The organism is Acinetobacter sp. AS5, assembly GCF_048957595.1.
Taxonomy (GTDB): domain Bacteria; phylum Pseudomonadota; class Gammaproteobacteria; order Pseudomonadales; family Moraxellaceae; genus Acinetobacter.
In genome coordinates this window covers 185,188-202,991 of sequence record NZ_JARDAL010000001.1, presented here as the reverse complement: position 1 = coordinate 202,991, position 17,804 = coordinate 185,188, and the positions used below count along the sequence as shown (strand labels likewise).

Genomic DNA, 17,804 nt, shown 5'->3' with positions numbered 1-17,804 from the left:
AAACCCAGTGAGCAAATTGCTCAATCAAAATACTTCCATGTTATAAATTTGCAATTTTCATTCAAATAAAAACATTATTCTTCACCCTATTTTAAATCAATCCTTGCGCTTGTCACCCATTAGTTTTTTGCTAGATTGCATTAAATGGCTGGAAAGTGTGATGTATTGCGCATAATTTCCCTGCGGAAATGAAATTAAATAAATGCTAAAAATTTAATCAGCTAAGATTTTTTGCAAGTGACATTCAAAAAAACTGGCAGTAAGATATTGCAACTAAAACCATCGGTGATAGAAAAGAATGCTCACAGCTCAAGAAGCTTTAGAACGTCTTAGACAGGGTAACCAACGTTTTGTCAGTGGCGATACCACGCATCCAAAACAACTTAGCCACCAACAGCGCGCAGAAATGGCAGAGGATCAGAATCCGTTTGCGATTGTTTTGGGATGTTCAGATTCGCGCGTTCCAGCCGAAATGGTTTTTGATCAGGGTCTCGGCGATCTTTTTGTGATTCGTGTTGCAGGTAATATTGTTGCACCCTCACAGGTCGGCAGTGTTGAATTTGCTGCGGCACGTTATGATTGCGCGATTGTGGTGGTGTTAGGTCACAGTCACTGTGGTGCGATTAAAGCCACTATTGATACCTTGATGTGCCCAGATTGCCCGCCATCGGCAAACCTGATGTCGATTGTGAACCGCGTACGTCCTTCCGTGGAAACTTTAATGCAAACTGAACTGAAAAATGACTTGGCAAAATTATCCAAGCATGCAGTACGTTCCAACGTATTTGCTTCGGTAAATCAGTTGCGTCATGGTTCAGCCGTTCTGGAAAACCTGATCGGACAAGGAAAATTAAAAGTCGTGGGTGCTGAATATTCATTGGAAACTGGTGAAGTGATATTCTTCGACTTCTAATCACGATTCATCTGAATACATTCTAAAATAAGTTAAAGGCGCTTTATAAAGCGCCTTTAATATACGGATAAGCATTATTTAACAGGATCGTCTGTGCTTTGGCATTCGGATGAATCAGATCCTTTTGCATCAATATTTTATTACCGGCGACACCTTGCATAAAGAAGGGCAATAACTTCACCTTATATTGCTGACTCACCACTTTATAATTATTTTCAAAAGCCTTGCTATAGGCCTGCCCGTAATTAGGCGGCATTTTCATACCAAATACGATGACCTTGGCTTTGGTTTTCTGACTCTGTTGAATCAGGCTGGCTAAATTTTTTTGAATCATTTGCGGTGGTTGTCCACGCAAGCCATCATTGCCACCTAACTCAATGACCACAAGGTCTGGACGATGCGTCTGCAGCAATTTTGGTAGTCTGGCCAGTGCTCCGCTGGTGGTTTCGCCACTGACACTTGCATTGACCACTTTATGCTGTTTCGGATACTGTTGCTCTAAACGCTTTTGTAATAAATGTACCCAGCCTTGCTGGGGCTGGATACCATAACCTGCACTTAAACTATCACCTAAAATCATAATCGTCTTTGCTGAAACCCCAAGAGGTAACAGGCACAGACTGAGCAAAAAAAAGTAAGGCAATAGCCGAGTTTTCTGATTAAGATCTTTCATATAGGACACGTATGATTCAAAGCAGCAACGATTCGACCATCATGCCACAGGCTATTATTTCTGCCCAGAAATTGACACAAAAGATACAACTTTCACAAAAACAGCTCACCATTTTTGAGGATCTTGATCTGGAGATTCAGGCCGGGGAGCAGGTGGCAATTACCGGTCGTTCCGGTTCCGGAAAATCCACATTACTGGGTATTCTGGCGACACTGGATCAGGCAAGTTCAGGTCAGCTTATGGTCTGTGGCGAATCAGTGTCTAACTTGAATGAAGAACAACGTGCACTGGTACGTTTAAGAAATATCGGGTTTGTCTTTCAGTCTTTTCAGCTCTTACCGCACCTGACTGCACTTGAAAATGTAATGCTGCCATTACGTTTGCAACCTGGTTTTAAATATGCAGAAGCTGAGCAAAAGGCGTTGGCATTACTACATAAAGTCGGTCTGGATCGACAGGCGCAGCAAACGCCGAAAGTACTGTCTGGCGGTGAACAACAGCGTGTAGCCATCGCTCGTGCACTGGTCAGTGAACCAAAAATCATTTTTGCCGATGAACCTACAGGCAATCTCGATGGTGAAACGGCCAGAGAAATTGAACAACTACTCTTTCAACTAAACCAGGAACTGGGGACGACTTTGGTGCTGGTCACGCATGATCGCAAACTGGCACAGCAGTGTCAGCGGCATTTTGAACTGCTGAATAGCGAGCTGATTGAACATCCGAGTGGAGGATGAAATGAATCCATTATTTCGTCCTTTACTGACGCAAAGCTTTAAAACCACCGGGATTTATCTGCTGATTATTGCCTTAACACTGGCGATCAGTGCGACTACTGCACTCAAGTTTAGTAACGAGCAGATCCAAAATGCAGTCGCCTTGCAGGCAGCAGAAATGTTGGCTGGTGATCTGGTGCTTTCAGATAATGAGCCGTTGCCAAAGCAGTGGCGTGATCAGGCCAAGCAGCTGGATTTAAAGCAGTCAGAAGTCACTTTCTTTAGCAGTATGGCCTATACCGATGCGCAGTTTGTCATGGTCAATGTCAAAGCCATTGATCAGGCTTTTCCTTTGCGTGGCGAACTGCGGGTGCAACCGGCAAAAAAGTCGATTCAGTCTGGTGAAATCTGGCTCAGTCCACGAGCCATGGATTTGCTCAAAGTCAAATTGGGGGATCAGCTCAATATTGCCGATGCAGCATTCAAAGTCACCGCCAAGATTGAACAGGACTCCAATCAGGAGCTTGGATTTTCCGGATTTTCACCAACGGTGATTATCTCCCAGGCGGATGTGTCACGAACTAATGCCATTCAGGTAGGGAGCCGGATTGAATATCGCTTACTCATGGCTGGCCGTCCGGATGATACCCAACAATATGAAGCCCTGTTCAAGCAGCAGGTCAAGTCAGCAAACGGCTCGGCTGAAACGCCAGCGGAAGTACAAGGGCAGGAGTTTGAGGAGCAAAGCAGTCTCAGGTTACGCAATGCCAGTGAAGGCAATACCCGCTTGATGAAGCCAATCGCCAATCTGGACACTTTCCTGCAACTGGCCAATATTCTGACCATTCTATTATGCGGGATTGCTATAGCCTTAACCGCGCAGCGCTATGTGCAGCAGAATCAGGATCATATTGCCTTGATGCGTTGTATCGGTGCCACCAAGCAGCAGATTCTGTCGGCTTATCTGGCTTTACTCGGGATGGTGCTGTTGATTGCGATGCTAATTGGTACCGTGGTCGGGATCAGTCTGGGTTATGGCCTGTTACAGTTGATGTTGCAGCTGATTCCGAATTTGCAGATTGAGTTTTCCGCTATCGCAATGTTGCTCGGCCCATTGCCGGTCGCGATGCTGACCAGTGCTGTAGTGTTACTCGGTTTTGTGATGCCAAGCTTATTGCAACTGCTGAATACGCCACCGATTCGGGTGATCCGCCAGCAGGAAAAATCAGTGCAATCTATGCTGTGGATGCTGCTGACCGGAACGCTCAGCCTGATTATTTTTAGTGTGATTTTGACTGAAAATCTTTTGCTGACCGCCTGGGTGATTGGCGCGATTATTGTGTTATGTGCGGTGTTGTATCTGACGGTATGGGGGGTGTTGAAACTGCTGCGGAATATGAAGCTGAATCTGTCAGCCTATGTACGCACACCTTCTCAGACCGCCTTGCAGATTACGGCTTTAGCCTTGGGCTTGAGCCTGATTACAGTATTGGCAGTCTTGCGTACCGATCTGCTAGATCGTTGGCAGCAACAGTTACCGGAAGGTACGCCGAACCAGTTTGTTTATGGCTTACCGCCTTTTGATATGCCGGATCTCAAAGCCCAACTTGAGCAGAATGGCTGGAAAAGCACACCGCTATATCCAAATGTCCGTGGGCGTCTGGTCGCCAAAAATGATCAGCCATTTGCCGAAGAGTTGGTTAAAAGTAGCAATACTTTAAGACGTGAGCTGAATCTGACCCAGTCAAACCGCTATCCTCAGGATAATGTGATTGTCAGTGGTGACGCGGTATTAAAACAAGTCGGCACCGTATCGGTCGAAGCCAATACTGCTGAAGAGTTAGGGATCAAGATTGGAGATAAACTCAGTTTCAGCCTGCCGGAAGGGATACTGGAAGCTAAAGTCGTTAATCTAAGAACCGTCGAATGGGAAAGTTTTAGTCCCAACTTTTTCTTTATCTTTGCACCCAATACCATGGATGCCAATGCCGGCAGTTATCTGGGCAGTTTTTATGTCCCGGAGGTAGATAAGGGCAAACTGGTGTCTGTGATCCAGCAATTTTCCAACACGGTGTTTATTGATGTCAGCCTGATTCTGGAAGAGATCAAACGCATTGTGAATGTGCTAGTGCAAATCGTGACCATTCTGGCAGTACTGGTCAGCATTTCCGGTTTTCTGGTGCTGATGGCCTGTTTGAACCTGTTGATGGACGAACGCAAACGTGAAGTAGCTTTGCTCCGATCATTCGGTAGTTCCAAGCAGAAACTGAAAACCATGATGAGTCTGGAAATTGGTTTTATTGGGCTGTTTGCCGGAATAGTTTCCTGCCTGTTTGCCGAAGTGATCAGTGCGATTGCCAGTTATAAAATGGATTTAATGATTCAGCCGCATTGGGAAATCTGGATTATCCTGCCGATCTTTATGACCGCTTTATGTGCGCTGATTGGCCGATATCGTCTGAGTTATCTGTCGGATATTCCGCCTTTACAAAGCTTGCGCGAGATGAATCAATAAGATTCATCTCCGCGGTTTTAAACTGACTGAAAGTTAAAGTTTTAGTTGCTGTTGCATCATTTCCAGAATCTCTTGCCACAGTGGACGAATGGGTTCGAGTAAGGCCAAGTTATGTTGATAAAGCATCACACAAAGGCCGAAACCGACAAGCAGGGCAATCAGATTGAACAGGTGGCTACGCTGCATTTTTTGCCCGATGTACCAGAGCAAGGTGAGAAAAGCCCCCATCAGCATGCCGCCAATATGTGCGGCATTGTTGATTCCGCTGATCATAAAGCCCAGCGCGAGGTTTAGACCCATCACCGTCACCAGGGTTTTTTTATCCAGAATAAAACGTTGCTGTGGCAGCATTGGCAATAAGGCCAGCACCGTAAGTGAAGCCCCGAGTCCCATCACAGCACCAGATGCGCCGGCACTGACTGCAGGCAATAAATCGGGATTAGCCACACCGCCTTCGATCAGGCTATAGCTGTCCTGAATGTTCATATAGCCACTGAGCAGGCTGCCCATCAGTCCGGCACACACATACAGGCCAATAAAATACATCCGGCCAAACAGTTGTTCGGCAACACTACCAAAAATATACAAGGCCCACATATTCAACATCAGGTGAATCAGGCCAAAATGAAAAAACATGCTGCTAAACAAGCGCATGGGTTCCGCTAAATAGGTTAAAGGTGCATAATCGGCACCCCAGAGAATAGCGTCTCGGGTACTCGGCTGGCTAACATCCATGCCATTGATGGCTTGCCAGCCAAATAATCCAACATTGATCCCGATTAAGATGGCGGTGATCCACCAGAGATGCATTTCAAGTTTGCGATGTTCGACAGGGGGAGAGTATTCAGACATGCTATTTTTTTGCTGTGATTGTATATTTCGAATAAGCTTAACACGAAAAATTAAATTTTCAGGAGTAACGCACTGACATGAAAGCCTTTCTGATCCGCACGATGCTCGTCATCGTCAGTGTGATTCTGCTGGTTCAATTGTGGATCTTTGCCAGTCTGGCCTGGTGGCGAACCAATCCGGTGAACACTACCATGATGATGCGGATTGATTACTGGACAGAACCTTCCAAAGCGATTCAGCATCAGTGGCGTCCCTATGACGAAATCAGCCTGAATCTGAAACGTGCCATCGTCACTGCAGAAGATGGAAAATTTATTCATCACCATGGTTTTGACTGGGACGGAATTCAAACTGCGCTGAATAAGAACAGAAATCAGGGCCGTGTAGTGGCCGGTGGTTCGACAATCTCCCAGCAATTGGCGAAAAACCTCTTCCTTGTCAACAAGCGTTCATTTGTACGTAAAGGACAAGAAGCTGTCGCGACCTGGATGATGGAACGCATGTGGTCGAAAGAACGGATTCTGGAAGTCTATTTAAACTCGATTGAGTTCGGGGAAAATATCTACGGCGTTGAAGCGGCGGCCAAACATTATTTTGGTAAAACTGCGCAAAGCCTGACCCGGGATCAAGCCATCTTTCTGGCTGCCATTTTGACCAATCCGAAATATTTCCAGGATCATCGCAATTCCTCTGCATTAAATGCACGTAAGCGGATGATTCAGCGCTATATGCGCTATGCAGAATTACCTTAATTGATGATTTGAAGAGAAAGCCCAATTATTTGGGCTTTTTTTTATGAAATTGTCATCAATTTGAAGCATACTTGGAGCGATAAGCACAATTTTAAATCCGCATAGGTTTGATATGAATACGGCAGCCAGCACAACTTCAGCACAGCCCGAATATACATATAATGATCGTTATATTAATCGTGAACTGTCTATCCTAGACTTCCATTTACGTGTCCTGGAACAGGCTGTCGATCCTTTACATCCATTGCTCGAACGCATGAATTTCCTGTTGATTTTCTCGCGTAATCTGGACGAGTTTTTTGAAATCCGGGTCGCCGGGATGATGGAACAACTGGATCTGGACAATGAAAGCCGGAGTCCGGATGGCTTGACTCCAAAGCAGGTTTTAGAACAGATTTCTAAAACGGCGCATGCCGCCATTGAACGTCAATACCGTATTTTAAATGAAGAAATTTTGCCAAAATTGCGTGAGGAAGATATTTGCTTCTTGCGCCGTGGTGAATTGACCCCAGCACAATCTGCCTGGGTCAAAAAATATTTTCAGGAGCAGGTGGCTCCCGTCCTCACGCCAATCAGCCTAGACCCAGCGCATCCATTCCCGCGACTGGTGAATAAATCACTGAACTTTATTGTCACGCTGGAAGGGAAAGATGCCTTTGGCCGTCAGATTGATCTGGCTGTGGTACCTGCACCGCGTTCACTGCCACGCGTGGTGCGTTTACCGGATGAACTGACCGATGGAAAAGAACATCATGTGATGCTGTCGGCGATTATTCATGAGCATGTGTCTGATCTGTTCCCGGGGATGACGGCGACTGGCTGTTATCAGTTCCGTGTCACTCGAAATGCCGATTTGGCCTTGAATGAAGATGTCGAAGATCTGGCCAAGGCGCTCAAAGGCGAGCTCAGTTCACGCCGTTTTGGTCGTGCGGTACGTCTCGAAGTGACAGAAAATTGTCCGCAGCATATTTATGAATATCTGCTCAATGAATTTGATCTGGACGACGAGCAGCTTTATAAAGTTGCTGGCCCGGTCAATCTGGCACGTTTGCTGTCTAACTTTAAGCGTCCACATTTACGTTATGACTCGCATACGCCGATCATTCCCAAAGTACTGAAAAAATCTGAAAATATTTTTAGTGCGATGCAGAAGCAGGATATTTTGCTGCATCATCCCTTTGAATCTTTTGCGCCGGTGATTTCATTATTACGTGAAGCGGCACGCGATCCGCAAGTGCTGGCGATCAAGCAGACCTTATACCGTAGTGGGCCAGATTCTGAAATTGTCCAGGTGCTGGCTGAAGCTGCTCGTAATGGCAAGGAAGTCACCGCAGTCATTGAATTGCGTGCGCGTTTCGATGAGGAATCCAATATTGAAGTCGCCAATGTACTGCAAGAAGCGGGTGCGGTCGTGGTCTACGGCATTGTCGGTTACAAAACTCACGCCAAGATGATTCTGGTCGTGCGCCGGGAAAATAACAAACTGGTGCGTTATGTGCATCTGGGCACCGGTAATTATCACGCCGGCAATGCGCGAATCTATACCGATTATGGTCTGTTAACGACGGATAAGGATCTGTGTGAAGATGTGCATCGTATTTTCCAGGAACTGACCGGTATGGGGAAAATGGCCAAGCTGAAAAAGCTGCTACATGCGCCATTTACCTTGCATGCCCAGTTACTGAACTATATCGATAATGAAATTGCCTATGCTCAAGCAGGGAAACCGGCGCAGATTATTGTCAAAGTCAATGCGCTGACCGAAATGCAGTTGATTAACAAACTCTATGAAGCCTCTCAGGCGGGGGTGCAGATTGACCTGATTATTCGCTCGATTTGCAGTTTGCGTCCGGGGTTGCCTGGTCTGTCGGAAAATATCAGGGTGCGTTCAATTGTCGGACGTTTCCTGGAACATACCCGCGTGTATTATTTCAGCAATAATGGCAATTCACGTATTTACTGTTCAAGTGCAGACTGGATGGATCGTAACCTGTTTAATCGGGTCGAAGCCTGTTTCCCGGTCGAAGATGAAGCCTTGAAAAAACGTATCTATCAACAAGGTCTGTTGAATTACCTGAAAGACAATCAGCAATCCTGGTTATTGCAAGGTGATGGCACCTGGCTGCGGGCACAGCCAAAAGAAGGTAACAAACCGCATAATGCACAACGTATTCTGTTAGAGCTGTTTAAATAAGTTTAAGTATTTAAAGGGGCTGAATATTCAGCCCCTTTTTTATTCCAAACATAGAATTTAACTGTTCAAGCTGAGTCTGAACAGTTTTCGATAGATGTGTTTGACCCGACTATACATCTGATAATCTTTCATCTCGAGCTGATCTTGTCGCTCGGCTTGCAATTTATGTTGACTCAATAATTTTAATAACTGCAATTCAGCGAGGTTAAGACAGGTTTTAGCAATGGGCTGGTGCAGGATATAGTCTGCCAGTTCAGTATGAATGTAGGCTCCGCCGCGTAAGACAATTTTTAGACTCTCAGCGAACTGCTGTAATGAATCATGATGCTGCATATAGCTATCTGCTCCGGATAATAAAGCAGAATAGATCGTTGCTATGGAATCCGTATTGAATATGGCAATAACAGGCGGGTACGGGCTTTGCTGTTTCAGCTGAAGGATCAAACTGATCTCTGAAGTTGTTGCTGCATGATAAAGAATCAGGTTGGGCAGATGTTCAGTAATCATGGATTGTGCGGACAGCATATTGTCCGCATACAGCAGCATATCTGGCTGATAGCCGAGTTGCTGTAGCACGGTCTGGATTTTTGACAGGTCGAGTCCAGTCGGTGAACGAATCACTAAAACCGGTGCAGGCAAAAGGCTAGCCAATAAAACGCGATCCTGTAGATGCGATAGAGAGCTATACTGTGAATCAGGCAGATGCAAATGCCTATCCCAAAGAATAGTGATTTAGCTGAAATGTAGAGATTCTAAGTTTCTAGGCGGACTGGATGCATTCAATTCAAGATATAAAAAAGGAGCAACATGTGCTCCTTTTTATTATCTATAGATCAGGCAGCATCGTGCTGAGTGATTTTCTGGAAAATCTGTAATAGCACATCAAACTCGCTTTGCAGCGGTGTGCTTTTACGGGTTACCAATGCCAGGGTACGACTTGGGGCTGAATCGATCGCTTTTACCTGAATCTCAGGATTGGCTTTCACCATATTGGTATGAATCGCAATTTCAGGCAGCAGGGTAAAGCCCAGATTTGCAGACACCATTTCGATTAAAGTCGGCAGTGAGCTGGCTTTTAAACGGTGATCATTTTTACGCTCACCAATCGGGCAGGCACTCAAGGCATGATCACGCAGGCAATGACCTTCTTCAAGTAACATCAGGCGAGACAGATCCAGATCTTCTAAAGAGTTTGCTTGTGCAGCATGCTGATCAGATTTTTGGTAAACCAGATACAGATTCTCTTTGGCAATTTCAGCAACTTTCAGACCACGGGTGTCGAAAGGCAATGCCAAAGCCACCATATCCAGGTTGCCATGTTCCAGCTTTTCTACAATCTTTTCACTTTGCGCTTCATGCAGATGCAACTGGATTTTTGGTAATTGCTTATGCACTTCATCCAGCAGCTGGGACAATAGGAAAGGTGCAATTGTTGGAATGACGCCGAGATGTAGATCACCGGTTAAAGGTTCACTCATCTCACGACTTAAACGCATTAGGTCCTGAGCATCGGCCAGTAGAACACGTGCGCGTGCAACCACTTGTTCACCAAGAGGCGTTAAACGAACATTCTGGCGGTCGCGTTCAACAAGTACGCCACCGAGTAAACGCTCCAGCTCCATGATGCCGCCAGACAAGGTAGACTGGGTGACAAAGGAGCGGCGAGCAGCTTCTGTAAAATGTAGCGTCTCTGACAGTGTTACGAGGTATGACAGCTGTCTTAGGGATGGTAATGCAGCCATAGTGTCCTAATGTTTATGATTTAAAATGATCAGCAAATAATTCGCTAAGATATGGAATAAAATGCGGTGGGATATCATGCCCCATTCCATCAATTAATTCAAATTTAGCCCCTGAAATTGCTTTCGCAACGGCCTTGCCATGGCTAGGAGGCAGCAATCGATCTCGAGAACCATGGACCACCAGGGTTTCTTGTTTGATTTGCTTGTCCAGTTGCAGCAATGAGCCTGTACATAATATTGCTAAAAACTGTTGAAGTACACCAGCAGGATAGTAACTTCGCTTATATAATTTACGGGCGGTCTGCACCGCTTCCAGATGATTGACATAACCTGGTGAGCCGATGATCTTAAACAGTTTCAAACTATGATCAACAATGCCATCTTCATCTGTTGAAGCCGGTTTGTCAATCAAACTAAAGAGTTGCTTAGGGAAGGGCGGTGGCAACATCGGCTGGTTATTACTGGTAAACAGTAAGCCCAGTTTTTTGACTTTGTCCGGATAACGCGCGGCCAGAATCTGGGCAATCATACCGCCCATCGAAGCACCCAGCACATAGACTTGTTCCAGCTGCATTTTTTCAATCAACAGACTGACATCTTCGGCCATATCATACAGATCATAAGGTGCACCCTGATTACCCAGACCCAGCACAAACCGGCTCATCATTTTCAGAGTATTCAGGCGTGGACCTTTGTGATGAACTTTTGAAGACAGGCCAATATCACGATTATCAAAACGGATGATGTGATAACCATTGTCAATCAGTGACTTACAGAAAAAGTCAGGCCAGTACAGCATTTGCCCACCCAGCCCCATAATCAGCAAAATGGTGGGATGTTCCGGATTTCCACCAACCTCGACATGTAGTTGGATCCCATTGCCAAGATCAACCTTGGTTTCATGCATGAACGAGGTATAAGGGGAAAGATTAAACTGTGCTGCGCTGTACATAGTCGCTGTCCTAATTAAAGGATATTTCGTTTAAAAAATATCCTTGCTATTAAACCTCTAAACCGCAGCAGGAATCAAGTCAGGAACCTGTTTGGTCAAGGCCAGACGCTGTTTGGCTGCAGTGGCGCCCAAAAGCACGAAACCACGTAAGGTGCCGTTAGCATCGAACGCTTTAGCCAGCATGCCATCGTCAAACTCTTCAGTTTCCCAGGTGACATCAACATCAACTGGTGCAGGTAATACCGTTAAAGGTGCAGCAGGCGTTTTGACTGCCACTGGCATAGCCGGATAATGTACAGCGGTATGTTCACCGTTTAAGGTTTTTGCCAAAGCGCGGGCTTGTTGCATGATCGGCATGACATAAGGCAATAAAGTTCCATTGACCTCGGCACAGTCACCTACAGCATAGATGTCGGCCTGGTTGGTTTCCAGTTGTGCGGTGGTCAAAACTCCGCGACTGGTATGTACGTCTGCCTGTTTCGCCAAAGAAATATTCGGCTGTAAGCCCACCGCAGATAACACTACATCAGCGACCAAAGACTGACCGTTGGCCAGCGTGACCAGATAATCACCATTGTCCGCACGAGAGACTTTTTCGACTGTTGTGCCCAGGACAAAGTGAATGCCGGTTTCTTCAAGATTCTTCTGGAATGCTGTGGCAACATGTTCTGGCAATAAACGGCCAAGCGGCTGAGGCGCCAAATCAATGACCGTAACCTGATGATCGGTATTTTGCAGGTCATTGGCAAATTCACAGCCAATCAGGCCTGCACCTAAAATCACTACACGTTTGTCTTCACGTGCTGCCAGGTTGCTACGGAAAGCTTTATAGTCACTCAAATTATTGACGACATGAATGTCATCGCTGGCATCACCAGCAATCGCCAGACGTACCGGATTGGCACCGACGGCTAATACCAGTTTGCTATAATGTTGCGTGCTTTCCTGACCATCTTTTTCCACAACCAGCTGATGATCTTCCGGATGAATCGCTTTGACCCAAGTATGCTGTTCAATGTGCATATTCAGCTGTGCTGACATTTTAGCTGCATCGCCCAGTGGAATTTGTTCAGGTGCTTTATTGCCGGCCAGAGCGTTGGAAAGCGTCGGTTTGGCATAATTGACCGCATCATCCGCACAGATCATCAGCAATTCATGTTCTGGATTGAGTTTACGAAATTCACGTGCTACGGCATAACCCGCCATACCTGAACCAATAATGACGATAGGATGCATAGTTGTTTCCATATGGTAGAGCTCCATGCTGTATAAATGATTGAAAGGCATAAAAAAAGACCATATGGATATGGTCTTTAACTGGACGTGATTAGACTTCGATCATTTCGAAATCGACTTTAGACACGCCGCAATCCGGACAGGTCCAGTCATCCGGGATATCTTCCCATTTGGTGCCTGCCACGATCCCGTCTTGAGGCCAACCTTCTGCCTCATCATAAATCCATCCACATACGATGCATTGAAACTTTCTCATGTAACTCTCCAAAACTGAGCAACTGTAGGCGTCAGCTTAAAATCCATAAAAGGCAAGACTCTAAAAGAATATGACTTTTTAACAGTGAACATATTTGGCTAAATTTTTACGCAGTTCTATTCAGAAAGTAAAGTGAATAAAAGCTTAATCAGCGAAATTAGCAGCAGAATTGCCCCGAGATAGCCGATTTATGTGGTAATCCGTCTCAGTCCTCGCGCTGGTACAGTTTATTGCAGGATTTGGTGTCGAGACAATGACCAAATTCAGCACAAATAAGCGGCTATAGACCAAAGTCGTGCAGTAAAAATCTCAATATTTAGATATTTTAAGATAAGAAAAATCTATATTAAATATTTTTAAAATAAATCAATATAATAAAATCAATAGCTTGTGATTAAATTTCGGGTTTTTATTAGACAGCTTGGCTTGTCCGCTCTACTCAAATAGGTTTAAAATTCCCATATTCCTTTTCTTTTTTTAAGATCTCCCATGAGCAATTTGTCTACTTCTTTGTGGTCTCACATTCGTACGGTCCAAGATTTTCCAAAACCAGGAATTTGCTTCTTTGATTTGACCCCACTTTTCATGAGCAATATTGGTCCATTGACTGACGCTTTGATTGCCAGCATTCCTGCTGACAAACTGGCAGAAGTAGAAAGCTTTATTGCGGTTGAAGCGCGTGGTTTTGTGTTGGCAAGCTTGTTGGCACAACGTACAGGCAAAGGCTTATTGTTGGTGCGTAAAGCAGGTAAATTGCCACCTCCAGTGGTCGGTGTGGGTTATAGCCTGGAATATGGTCTGGATCGTTTAGAAATGTCTGCGGAAGTTCAGTCCCAGAAAGTAATTATTGTGGATGATGTTCTGGCAAGTGGCGGAACCTTAAAAGCAGTGAATGAACTGGCTCAAAAATGTCAACATGAAGTACTTGGTGCAAGTATCTTCCTTGATCTTCCTGACCTGCATGCTGAATTAGGCCTGGATATCTGGTCAGTATTGGATGACAAATCTCAGCCTGAAGCTGCAGTTGCTTAAGTCATAATTTTTTGTAAAAAAGCCCCGAAATTGTGGGGCTTTTTTATTGCCTGATAAAATGATCTTCGATTTCCTGAATCAGCGTATTAATTTGCTCAGGATGTTCCAGACGATGATGGCCGCCATCAACTGCCTGAATTTGCATATAGTCTTCAAGTTGTGTCTGAACCGCATGCATATCCAGAATTTCATCGCCCAGTTCAAGATAGGCAAATTGAGGAATGTCATGCTGTAAATCGTGATGCCCAATCGGCGGATAATCATCGCGGAAGTTAGGCTGCAAAATGGGATTAGCCACTACACAGGGAATTTGATACGCCTGTGACATTTTCAGTGCCCAATAACCGCCAAGACTGTGGCCGACCAGAATATCTGGTTTGATGGTTTCAATCATCTCATGATAAAACTCGGCGACCGAACTATAGCTCAGATTTCGGTAATCGACATCGATACAGTACTTGTGTACCACATCAATGGCATGGAACTTGGTGGATTCTCTGGAGGAATCTAAGCCATGTATAAACAAAATCTTAGACATAGTACATTACTCATTTTTATGGGACATGCCATATTGGTTATTTGTTGATTGGCACATCATCTTGAAGCTGAGCGTCATTGTAGAACGTCTGGGTATACAAGGCAGTTAGCTATTGGTCTAAGCCGCAGATTTGTAGTGCGATGATTTTATATAAGACCTGTCTGGTTTAGACTTTAATCCCAACAGAGAGCAGCTGGGTGCTGCAAAAGGTTGAAGAAAGGCAATTTAAAAGAGTGACAGAAGGGCTGAACCGAATGGTGTAAATAGCAGGATAGTGGATTTTTCCAAAGAAAAGCCGGTTCCTGAGAGTGTTTACGCTACGATTTGAGAAGGATTTCTGCTATTCTATGCAACTTCTATTTTTTAACTAATCTTATTCGAGGCAGAGATGACGCAAACTAACGCTCAATCGACTTCTGAACAAATCATTTCCGAAAACGATTTAATTGCACAGCGTCATGCCAAGTTAAAGCAAATCGAAGCTCAGGCACAAGAAACAGGTAAGAGCCCATGGCCGAATACCTTTAAGCGTGAGCATTATGCCCAAGATTTACAAGACCAGTTCGCTGATAAATCTAAAGAAGAAATTGAAGCAGGCGAAAAGGTCTACGTCAAAGTTGCCGGTCGTGTGATGTTGAACCGTGGTTCATTTATCGTGATCCAGGACATGACAGGTCGTATCCAGCTTTATGTTGCGCGTAAAGAACTCGCTGAAGATGTACTGGCTACCATTAAAGGTCTGGACCTTGGCGATATCATCGCAGTCGAAGGTTATATCGGTCGTTCGGGTAAAGGCGATCTGTATGTACACATCGAACATTTTGAATTACTGACCAAATCATTACGTCCGCTTCCAGACAAGTTCCATGGTTTGAACGATACTGAAGTAAAGTATCGTAAACGTTATCTTGATCTGATTGTTAACGAAGAAACACGTAAAACTTTTGAGATTCGTGCCAAAGTCGTAGCGGGTATCCGTGCCTTCCTGACCGAAAAACGCTATATGGAAGTTGAAACGCCAATGATGCATGTGATTCCAGGCGGTGCATCGGCACGTCCTTTCGAAACACATCATAATGCACTGGACATGTCATTGTTCCTGCGTATTGCGCCAGAACTCTACTTAAAGCGTTTAGTGGTGGGCGGTTTTGAACGTGTGTTTGAAATTAACCGTAACTTCCGTAACGAAGGTGTTTCTACGCGTCATAACCCTGAATTCACCATGATCGAATTCTACCAAGCTTATGCAGATTACAAAGACTTGATGGAATTGACCGAACAGATGCTAGAGCGTCTGGCGATTGATATCTTGGGTACCACTGATGTGCCTTATGGCGATGAAGTGTATAGCTTCAAAGGGCCATTCAAGAAAATTTCAATGTTCGATGCAATTCTGGAAAATAACCCGCAATTTACCCCTGAAAATGTCAATGACCGTGAGTTCCTGGCAAAATTCCTTCAGGAAGAATTGAAAGAGCCGGTGAAACCAGGTTTTGGTCTGGGCAAACTGCAAACCATGGTATTTGAAGAAACCGTAGAAACCAAATTGCGTCAGCCGACGTTCATTACAGAATATCCAGCGGAAACTTCTCCATTGGCACGCCGTAATGATCACAATCCACACATTACCGACCGTTTTGAATTCTTTATTGGTGGCCGTGAGTTGGCCAATGGCTTCTCGGAGTTAAATGATCCAATCGATCAGGCTGAGCGTTTCCAGGCACAGGTTGCGGAAAAAGATGCGGGTGATGATGAAGCCATGCACTACGATGCAGACTTTGTAGAAGCATTGGAATACGGTCTTCCTCCAACAGCAGGTGAGGGTATTGGTATTGACCGTTTGGTGATGATCTTTGCTAATGCAGCAAGTATCCGCGATGTGATCTTGTTCCCGCATATGCGTCATAAAAATGCTTAAATGCTAAATTCAAAATAACCCGCTCTGGCGGGTTTTTTTATACTTGAAATAAAATAGATTCAAAAATTAAAGACAAAAAAAACGCAATGATTGGGGTTGTCATTGCGTAGAAAAAGGAATGTCTTTCAAACTACTTCATTAACTGTGGAGAAAGTTAAATCTGATTCCTTACTGGATATGACCATAATAGGACGCATTCTCATATGACTCATCAGTATTCATGTTAATACATGTTAAATAAGGTTAAAACTATGGAGATTATGTGGGGATATTTGCATTATTACTGCGCATTTTCAACTTAAATAAAAAAGCTCTTCATCAGAAGAGCTTTTAAAAGCAATTTTTTATATTTAAAAATGGAATACGCCGAGTCCAGATTTAACTTCATCCAGAGTCGCCTGAGTAATATCGCGACATTTATCAGTTCCGGTTTTCAGAATATCCATGATGTAGTCTGGATCTTTAGCCAGTTCAATACGACGCTCACGAATCGGACCGATCAATTCTTTTAAAATGCCTTCCAGACGTTTTTTCACTGTACCATCGCCTAAACCACCACGACGATAATGGGCTTTAAGTTCTTCCAGCTCTTCTTTATTTGGATCAAAAGCATCTAGATAAGTGAATACCACGTTGCCTTCGACCTGACCTGGATCTTCAATACGCAGGTGATTTGGATCGGTATACATGGCGTTGACAGCTTTCTTGATATCTTTATCTGTCGCATCCAGCACAATGGTATTGCCCAAAGATTTCGACATCTTTGCTTTACCATCAAAACCAGGTAAACGGCCTACATTGGAAAGCAATGCTTTACATTCTGGTAGCAGGTCATGACCAATTTGACGGTTTAAACGACGCACGATTTCGTTGGTCTGTTCGATCATTGGAATTTGATCTTCACCCACAGGAACAACCGTTGCCTTAAATGCTGTAATGTCAGCAGCTTGAGCCACCGGGTAGCACAAGAAACCGGCTGGAATATCACGCTCAAAACCACGCATCTGGATTTCAGATTTAATGGTCGGGTTACGCTCAAGACGTGAAACAGTCACAAAGTTGAGATATAGCATGGTCAGTTCATTTAAGGCAGGTAAGCATGACTGAACACAAATTGTGGTTTTAGTTGGATCAATACCGACAGCCAGATAATCCGTCGCCACTTCAATAATGTTACGACGTACTTTTTCAAAATTATCGGCATTATCGGTGAGTGCTTGAGCATCAGCAAGTAACAAGTGTTGATGGTGAGAATCTTGCAGGCCTACACGAGAGCGTAATGAACCGACAAAGTGGCCGAGGTGAAGTTGTCCGGTAGGACGGTCGCCCGTCAAGATCACTGGACGATTATCTTGATTACTCATTATTTATTCCAAAGGGTAGTCAGTACTACAGCTGTATTTTAACGAATGGCAACATTGTACGGTATTCTGTTTTTGATTGTCAGCCAGAAAAAAAGCTGTATTAAAAAAATCTTATTAATTAAACAAGTGAATACAATATTTTTAAGAATTT

Annotated in this window: 16 protein-coding genes; 7 read left to right on the top strand and 9 right to left on the bottom strand. The window is 44.5% G+C overall.

What is annotated here, in order from left to right:
• Positions 1-298: 298 nt before the first annotated feature.
• The gene (locus PV763_RS00995; RefSeq protein ID WP_420937225.1) at positions 299-913 is read left to right on the top strand and encodes a carbonic anhydrase; all 615 of its coding nucleotides are present in this window, start codon (positions 299-301) and stop codon (positions 911-913) included.
• Between the two features lie 43 nt (positions 914-956).
• Here PV763_RS00995 and PV763_RS00990 read toward each other — a convergent pair whose 3' ends face one another.
• A complete protein-coding gene (locus PV763_RS00990; protein ID WP_420937224.1) occupies positions 957-1,586 on the bottom strand; it encodes an arylesterase in 630 nt (209 codons plus the stop codon).
• A gap of 11 nt (positions 1,587-1,597) precedes the next feature.
• On the opposite strand from PV763_RS00990, the gene PV763_RS00985 reads away from it, so the two are divergent.
• Together PV763_RS00985 and PV763_RS00980 are read left to right on the top strand one after the other, a co-directional pair.
• A complete protein-coding gene (locus PV763_RS00985; RefSeq protein ID WP_420937223.1) occupies positions 1,598-2,323 on the top strand; it encodes an ABC transporter ATP-binding protein in 726 nt (241 codons plus the stop codon).
• Position 2,324: 1 nt separating this feature from the next.
• Positions 2,325-4,817, top strand: a complete 2,493-nt coding sequence (locus PV763_RS00980) for an ABC transporter permease (protein ID WP_420937222.1) — start codon at positions 2,325-2,327, stop codon at positions 4,815-4,817.
• Positions 4,818-4,850: 33 nt separating this feature from the next.
• Here PV763_RS00980 and PV763_RS00975 read toward each other — a convergent pair whose 3' ends face one another.
• The gene (locus tag PV763_RS00975; protein ID WP_168386777.1) at positions 4,851-5,669 is read right to left on the bottom strand and encodes a rhomboid family intramembrane serine protease; all 819 of its coding nucleotides are present in this window, start codon (positions 5,667-5,669) and stop codon (positions 4,851-4,853) included.
• A 77-nt stretch (positions 5,670-5,746) separates the two neighbouring features.
• On the opposite strand from PV763_RS00975, the gene mtgA reads away from it, so the two are divergent.
• Together mtgA and ppk1 are read left to right on the top strand one after the other, a co-directional pair.
• The gene (gene mtgA / locus PV763_RS00970; protein WP_155861858.1) at positions 5,747-6,421 is read left to right on the top strand and encodes a monofunctional biosynthetic peptidoglycan transglycosylase; all 675 of its coding nucleotides are present in this window, start codon (positions 5,747-5,749) and stop codon (positions 6,419-6,421) included.
• Between the two features lie 112 nt (positions 6,422-6,533).
• A complete protein-coding gene (ppk1, locus tag PV763_RS00965; RefSeq protein ID WP_420937221.1) occupies positions 6,534-8,615 on the top strand; it encodes a polyphosphate kinase 1 in 2,082 nt (693 codons plus the stop codon).
• Positions 8,616-8,672: 57 nt separating this feature from the next.
• Here the strand turns inward: ppk1 and PV763_RS00960 are convergent, their stop codons facing one another.
• From PV763_RS00960 to rubA, 5 genes are all read right to left on the bottom strand, one after another.
• The gene (locus tag PV763_RS00960; RefSeq protein WP_420937220.1) at positions 8,673-9,266 is read right to left on the bottom strand and encodes a DNA-binding response regulator; all 594 of its coding nucleotides are present in this window, start codon (positions 9,264-9,266) and stop codon (positions 8,673-8,675) included.
• Between the two features lie 182 nt (positions 9,267-9,448).
• Positions 9,449-10,357 carry a LysR family transcriptional regulator OxyR gene (oxyR, locus tag PV763_RS00955; RefSeq protein ID WP_005096255.1) on the bottom strand — a complete coding sequence of 303 codons (909 nt, stop codon included), beginning with the start codon at positions 10,355-10,357 and terminating at the stop codon, positions 9,449-9,451.
• 13 nt (positions 10,358-10,370) lie between these two features.
• A complete protein-coding gene (gene estB / locus PV763_RS00950; RefSeq protein WP_004646272.1) occupies positions 10,371-11,309 on the bottom strand; it encodes an esterase EstB in 939 nt (312 codons plus the stop codon).
• Between the two features lie 57 nt (positions 11,310-11,366).
• Positions 11,367-12,545, bottom strand: coding sequence for a rubredoxin reductase RubB (gene rubB, locus PV763_RS00945; protein ID WP_420937235.1), 1,179 nt, complete (start codon positions 12,543-12,545; stop codon positions 11,367-11,369).
• A 91-nt stretch (positions 12,546-12,636) separates the two neighbouring features.
• Positions 12,637-12,801 carry a rubredoxin RubA gene (gene rubA, locus PV763_RS00940; RefSeq protein WP_004279415.1) on the bottom strand — a complete coding sequence of 55 codons (165 nt, stop codon included), beginning with the start codon at positions 12,799-12,801 and terminating at the stop codon, positions 12,637-12,639.
• A 489-nt stretch (positions 12,802-13,290) separates the two neighbouring features.
• Here rubA and PV763_RS00935 point away from each other — a divergent pair, with 489 nt between their 5' ends.
• Positions 13,291-13,833 (top strand): adenine phosphoribosyltransferase, encoded by a 543-nt coding sequence (locus PV763_RS00935; protein WP_004279416.1) that lies wholly within the window; start codon positions 13,291-13,293, stop codon positions 13,831-13,833.
• A 43-nt stretch (positions 13,834-13,876) separates the two neighbouring features.
• Here the strand turns inward: PV763_RS00935 and PV763_RS00930 are convergent, their stop codons facing one another.
• Positions 13,877-14,371, bottom strand: coding sequence for a YqiA/YcfP family alpha/beta fold hydrolase (locus tag PV763_RS00930; protein WP_004730287.1), 495 nt, complete (start codon positions 14,369-14,371; stop codon positions 13,877-13,879).
• A 388-nt stretch (positions 14,372-14,759) separates the two neighbouring features.
• Here PV763_RS00930 and lysS point away from each other — a divergent pair, with 388 nt between their 5' ends.
• Entirely contained in the window at positions 14,760-16,289 is a 1,530-nt protein-coding gene (lysS, locus tag PV763_RS00925; protein ID WP_155861861.1) for a lysine--tRNA ligase, read from the top strand.
• Between the two features lie 350 nt (positions 16,290-16,639).
• Here the strand turns inward: lysS and trpS are convergent, their stop codons facing one another.
• Positions 16,640-17,653 carry a tryptophan--tRNA ligase gene (trpS, locus tag PV763_RS00920; protein WP_064095663.1) on the bottom strand — a complete coding sequence of 338 codons (1,014 nt, stop codon included), beginning with the start codon at positions 17,651-17,653 and terminating at the stop codon, positions 16,640-16,642.
• Positions 17,654-17,804 lie beyond the last annotated feature (151 nt).

What these genes read in the sequence shown, in the direction of transcription:
- PV763_RS00995 (WP_420937225.1), top strand. Translation starts at nt 299, where the DNA reads ATGCTCACAGCTCAAGAAGCTTTAGAACGTCTTAGACAGGGTAACCAA.
- PV763_RS00990 (WP_420937224.1), bottom strand. Translation starts at nt 1,586, where the DNA reads ATGAAAGATCTTAATCAGAAAACTCGGCTATTGCCTTACTTTTTTTTG.
- PV763_RS00985 (WP_420937223.1), top strand. Translation starts at nt 1,598, where the DNA reads ATGATTCAAAGCAGCAACGATTCGACCATCATGCCACAGGCTATTATT.
- PV763_RS00980 (WP_420937222.1), top strand. Translation starts at nt 2,325, where the DNA reads ATGAATCCATTATTTCGTCCTTTACTGACGCAAAGCTTTAAAACCACC.
- PV763_RS00975 (WP_168386777.1), bottom strand. Translation starts at nt 5,669, where the DNA reads ATGTCTGAATACTCTCCCCCTGTCGAACATCGCAAACTTGAAATGCAT.
- mtgA (WP_155861858.1), top strand. Translation starts at nt 5,747, where the DNA reads ATGAAAGCCTTTCTGATCCGCACGATGCTCGTCATCGTCAGTGTGATT.
- ppk1 (WP_420937221.1), top strand. Translation starts at nt 6,534, where the DNA reads ATGAATACGGCAGCCAGCACAACTTCAGCACAGCCCGAATATACATAT.
- oxyR (WP_005096255.1), bottom strand. Translation starts at nt 10,357, where the DNA reads ATGGCTGCATTACCATCCCTAAGACAGCTGTCATACCTCGTAACACTG.
- estB (WP_004646272.1), bottom strand. Translation starts at nt 11,309, where the DNA reads ATGTACAGCGCAGCACAGTTTAATCTTTCCCCTTATACCTCGTTCATG.
- rubB (WP_420937235.1), bottom strand. Translation starts at nt 12,545, where the DNA reads ATGCATCCTATCGTCATTATTGGTTCAGGTATGGCGGGTTATGCCGTA.
- rubA (WP_004279415.1), bottom strand. Translation starts at nt 12,801, where the DNA reads ATGAGAAAGTTTCAATGCATCGTATGTGGATGGATTTATGATGAGGCA.
- PV763_RS00935 (WP_004279416.1), top strand. Translation starts at nt 13,291, where the DNA reads ATGAGCAATTTGTCTACTTCTTTGTGGTCTCACATTCGTACGGTCCAA.
- PV763_RS00930 (WP_004730287.1), bottom strand. Translation starts at nt 14,371, where the DNA reads ATGTCTAAGATTTTGTTTATACATGGCTTAGATTCCTCCAGAGAATCC.
- lysS (WP_155861861.1), top strand. Translation starts at nt 14,760, where the DNA reads ATGACGCAAACTAACGCTCAATCGACTTCTGAACAAATCATTTCCGAA.
- trpS (WP_064095663.1), bottom strand. Translation starts at nt 17,653, where the DNA reads ATGAGTAATCAAGATAATCGTCCAGTGATCTTGACGGGCGACCGTCCT.